Source organism: Borrelia hispanica CRI, assembly GCF_000500065.1.
Taxonomy (GTDB): domain Bacteria; phylum Spirochaetota; class Spirochaetia; order Borreliales; family Borreliaceae; genus Borrelia; species Borrelia hispanica.
On record NZ_AYOU01000025.1, the window covers coordinates 1 to 4799 of the forward strand.

At 24.2% G+C, this 4799-nt stretch carries 5 protein-coding genes and 1 pseudogene; 1 reads left to right on the top strand and 5 read right to left on the bottom strand.

Features of this window, described 5'->3' with window-relative positions; all coding sequences use genetic code 11:
• The 5 genes from U880_RS0100585 to U880_RS0100605 all read right to left on the bottom strand — a co-directional run.
• The coding region (locus tag U880_RS0100585) for an ERF family protein (protein ID WP_051373840.1) at window positions 1-728 on the bottom strand (728 nt) is incomplete at its 3' end.
• A gap of 421 nt (window positions 729-1149) precedes the next feature.
• On the bottom strand, window positions 1150-1689 hold the full coding sequence (locus tag U880_RS0100590; RefSeq protein ID WP_024654359.1) for a chromosome replication/partitioning protein: 540 nt from the start codon (window positions 1687-1689) through the stop codon (window positions 1150-1152).
• Window positions 1690-1755: 66 nt separating this feature from the next.
• Window positions 1756-2505: a ParA family protein gene (locus tag U880_RS0100595; protein WP_024654360.1), complete on the bottom strand. Its 750-nt coding sequence runs from the start codon at window positions 2503-2505 to the stop codon at window positions 1756-1758.
• The gene (locus U880_RS0100600) at window positions 2481-3041 is read right to left on the bottom strand and encodes a DUF226 domain-containing protein (RefSeq protein ID WP_024654361.1); all 561 of its coding nucleotides are present in this window, start codon (window positions 3039-3041) and stop codon (window positions 2481-2483) included. The genes U880_RS0100595 and U880_RS0100600 overlap by 25 nt, the downstream gene beginning before the upstream one ends.
• A 9-nt stretch (window positions 3042-3050) precedes the next feature.
• A complete protein-coding gene (locus U880_RS0100605) occupies window positions 3051-4163 on the bottom strand; it encodes a plasmid maintenance protein (RefSeq protein ID WP_024654362.1) in 1113 nt (370 codons plus the stop codon).
• A 187-nt stretch (window positions 4164-4350) separates the two neighbouring features.
• Between U880_RS0100605 and U880_RS0100610 the strand changes: the two are divergent.
• Window positions 4351-4799: pseudogene (locus U880_RS0100610) on the top strand (DUF244 domain-containing protein); the annotation flags it as partial.

Below are 4799 nucleotides of genomic sequence, written 5' to 3' on the forward strand. Positions count from 1 at the left end.
CTATACATATTTCTTGATGCTATTAGTAAGTTTTGATAATACTTAAATTTATTCATATTAACATTATGTTTAACTTTGGATTTAGAATGGTCAGTATTAACAACTTGTTTGTTTTGTACTCTACTTTCTATTGATTTTGCTTTTGTTATATCTACAGATGGTTTGATTGCACTGCTATCTTTGCTATTAGAAGTATTATTTTCAATTTGTCTTTTATTATTTCTTTGTTCAAGATCTAAGTTACTAGCATCAGTATCAACTTCACTTTCTATTGACAAATATGCAACTAGTGCATAACGTTTGAAATAAGTTATTGCAGAACCCACAAGCTGAGACCACGTATTTTGACTTTTGATTCCAATAGATTTCAATTCCTCTATATATAGAGGTGTATCAAATGAATATTCATACCCACTAGAATTATAAAATGTTGTTGTAACAACACTGATTGTATTATTCCCTATAACTTTACAAGTTGGAACTTGTACAAAATCAATATCTAGATTATGTTCTTTAATAACATTCTTAACTTCCCTTACTATTTCATTAAAATCTTGATACTTATATCCATATCCATTAAGATTTTTGTTCACGCCATCCAAACTCATCCTCAAAGTTTTAAGGTTATTTAAAAAGTTTATTCTCTTTTGATTCATTGTTGTATTTTTGTTATTAATTTTTATTTCTTGCATATTTGTTTTTGTAATATTATTACTATTTATATTCATATAAACTCTCCTTATTTGTTAGTTTTATATAAATAAATATTATAGCAAAAATTAATTTTTGTCAACTATATATTTTTAATCAAACATTATCAAAATCAAAATATAAAATTTCAATTGATATAAATTTAAAGAGAAAAAAATTAGGTCTTTGTTAACACTTCTTAATAAAGACTTATTAACAAAGACCTAACATCTTTTAAAACCACCTAACAAATTCAGAAGTCTGAACATAAATAGACCTCAACAATACTACTACCATATACTAAATCCATAATAATGTCAATTAACTTACTAACATATATACTGTAATCATATATGTTATCTATATACACAAAAGTAGATATAATAAACAATATCAAAGAAATAATTTTTTCAAAAAAACTATATCATATCTAACATTAGAAATAGATCTGAATAAATTTTACCTTAAATTTTTAAATTCCTTGAAAAACTCTTCTATTAAATCTCTTTTATCTTGAAACAATTTATCCATTAAAAAACTAGTAAACTTAGCATTTTTCTTATAAAAATCATAACTTTCTTGTTTTTTAAGCTGAAATCTTAAGGGCTTTATGGGATTTTGTTTTGACCTTTTTATTGTTTTAGTTTCCTTATTCCTTAATACAATTAATGTTTCCAATATGCCATTTTTTATCAAAAATTCTTCTTCTATCACCCCTTCTTCTATTGCATTAGCAATCTTTAGATAATTATAAACCTGAGCTCTTGCAAGTCTAAAATCTTTAGCAAAAGCATCAAAACTTTTATATCCATCAAACTTGTAATACTGCTTATCCTTGATTTCTTTTAAAATTTTCAATGTTTCTAATTTACAATAAATTTCTTTTTTAGAATTAATTTTTAATTTTTCTTTTAAAGAACTATAATGATTTAATGTGTCATCATTAATAATACAATTTTCATTACCATTTAAATCCCTTTTATTAAGCTTTATATCCATTTCAAACTCCTTTTTAATAAATTGTCTAATTATTAGACTATTTACCAATTTGATAGTTAAATTTTATTAATAAGTGACTTTTTTTTTAAAAAAAACTTGCAAAATATTCTCATATTCTTTTATATAATCCTTATTCAAATCAAAAGTATTATTTTCTGCTATTCTTCTATTTAAATCTTCTCTTTCCGACACTATCCCTAAAAATCTGTCGCCTTTTTTTAAAATCTCAAACAATACCTTATGCGTTTTATTCTTTCTAAATCTTGTTATTATTAAAAATATAGGTAAAGACAATTTTAATTTTTTTATAAAAAAATTAAACAAATCTAAACTTTCAACTGCCCATTTTTCAGCTGTCATTGGAATTATTATATAATCACTACATACAAGTGCATTTTTAAGTGTAATGTCTAAGCTAGGATTTGTATCAATAACTATATAATCATATTCAAAACATAAAGTTCCCAAACTGGTTTTCAATAAAATATCTTTACATTCAATTTTTTCATCACTAAAATTATGTAAAGTAAGATAACTAGGTATTAAATCAAGATTATCACTTATACTGATAATAGAACTATCAACATCTATATTTTCTTTTAAAATTTCATAAATATTAAACTTAGTCAGATCAAAATTAAGTTTTTCTATCTTTTCATAAAAATAACTAGTAGTAGAAGCTTGAGTATCCATATCTATTAACAACACTCGATATTTTTGAGCTAATAATGTTGCAAATATTATACTGGTTGTACTTTTTCCAACACCACCTTTGATTGATGCGATGGTAATCACCTTTGGTTTTTTTTTATCCATCTATGTATAAGACCTCCTTTTGGTAATTTTTTGTTATAAAACATATGCACTTCTTTTTCTAACTTTGCAAGCTTTTCAATCAAAACTTGACAATACTTTGTTTTAAATCGATCTTTTTGAAGTAAACGATATATACCTTTAATATAACAAAAAACACTTCCTTTTCTAAATCTAAACTCTATGTAATAAATTTTTGAAAAAAAAGATGTTTTAATTATTCCATTTTCTTCATATTTTTTTATAATATTTCGTATTGGCTTTCTATATCCATAGAATATTCCTAAAAATTTGTCGTCTCCCTTTATAGAAAATAAATTAAAAGACATGATTTTTTTTTGATTTAACAATCCCCTAAATGAAATAAAAAATCTACCTTTATATCTGTTATCTATTCCGAATGCATAAAAATCATTCATTATCTTTGTATGATATATTCTCTTATTGTCTTCTACTTCTAACCTAATAAATAAATTACTACTACTATTTGCTTTAATCTCAGCCTTTTTTTCTTTAAGGCGTACTAATACATTCTCCATAACAAATTCCTAGTCAACAATCTTTTCATACTCCCCTATTCTTAAATGCTCTTTCCCTTCTACCATCTCTAAAATTTCATAGTAATAATGATTATTAAATACTTGACTATATTTCAAATCACTCTGTTTGTTTAAATAATCTTTCAATATTGGCGCTAAAACTTTAACCTCTACTTTGTTCTTCAACTGATCTATTAGTATACTAAATATATTATTTCTAATCTGCTTGTGGTCTTCTTTTTTCCCCTTTTTCTCACGTTCAACTGTTTTCTTAATCCTCTTTACTATCTGTCCTAAATCGCCGTATTTACTACTCTCTAAAATAAAGTGCGGCTTGTCTTTATACTTTTCATACGCTTTTTTTATCTCTGTTTCTAATTGCTTCTCATTGTATCCTTCTTTTTTTAATACTTCCTTTGTCTCTTCTAATGCCTTTTCTAATTCCTTTTGTTTTTCTTCTAATTTCTTGCTTTTATTTTGTTCTCTCTCTTTTCTATTCTCTTCTTTCTTCAATTCTATTAACTTTTTTATTTTAATTTCTTTTGTTGTTTCTAAATTCAAAATTGAGAGATATTTATCATCTTTGAATTCACACTTCTTTATGTACTTCTCTAGTTGTGCCTTTTCTCTTTCTTTTTTTTCTACCTCTTTCTTCTTCTTTTTATTATTCTTATTATTAATATTATTATTAATACACTCCCATTTTTCTACACTCCCATTTTTCTTTAGACTCCCATTATTAGTGCATGTTTGTTGATGATATAAGTTAGCACGTTGTTGGAATCTGTCTTCTTTTTTGTCTTTAAAATGTTTATTGATTTTATAGTGACATACTTTTTTAGAAAATCTAAGTTTATAGTGAATTTCAGTACCGCAATTTTCTCCTAAATGTCTGTAATAGTTACTAGTTACTTGAAATTCTTTTTCTAGTTTGTATAAATAACTTTGTAGAGTTTTGAGTGTAGCTTTTTTTTGACCATTGTTGTTTAAGTTATTATTAAAATAGTAGAGTATTTTATTTTGATTATATTTTTTAAACTTAGAATTTACAAAATTTAATGTTGATATTAATACAATTAATTTGTGTTGGTATTTATTGATGGGCTTTTTTATGTTTGTCATATAAACTCCTCATTTGCTAGGCTTTACTAAAAAGTATAATAACGCAATTGTTACTAAAAAGTAAACCTATTCTTAATAAAAATATTTTTTTGTAAAAAAAATTATAAATATTATAGCAAAAAATTGACAAAATTAATTTTTGCTATAATATTTATTTATATAAAACTAACAAATAAGGAGAGTTTATATGAATATAAATAGTAATAATATTACAAAAACAAATATACAAGAAATGACAATTAATAATGGAGTAAAAAAAATGAATCAACAAAATTTATACACCCAACAAGTTATTAAAGGTTTAGAATCTTTTGTTCCAACCGTAGATTCTGATAATAATAAACAAACTAATGTAAGTAAAATGAGCAAAATAGGACGTAAATTACCTGGTATCAAAAAGAATGAATATTTCAAGTTTAATAGTAAAGTAGATTTTTCTATTCAACGTGAAGCATTAACAAGATTTGGTGCTAGTGAAGTTGGGAGTATATTTCTTGGTTCTGATGCTGCTTCTGAATTAATTGTAAGTAGAGTACTTAAGTTTTTTGGGAAAGAAGTTCCATATAAAGATAATTTGCATATTAAAAAAGGAAAAGCATTAGAAAATTTAGGATTTGCTGAGTTTCTACGTATTTA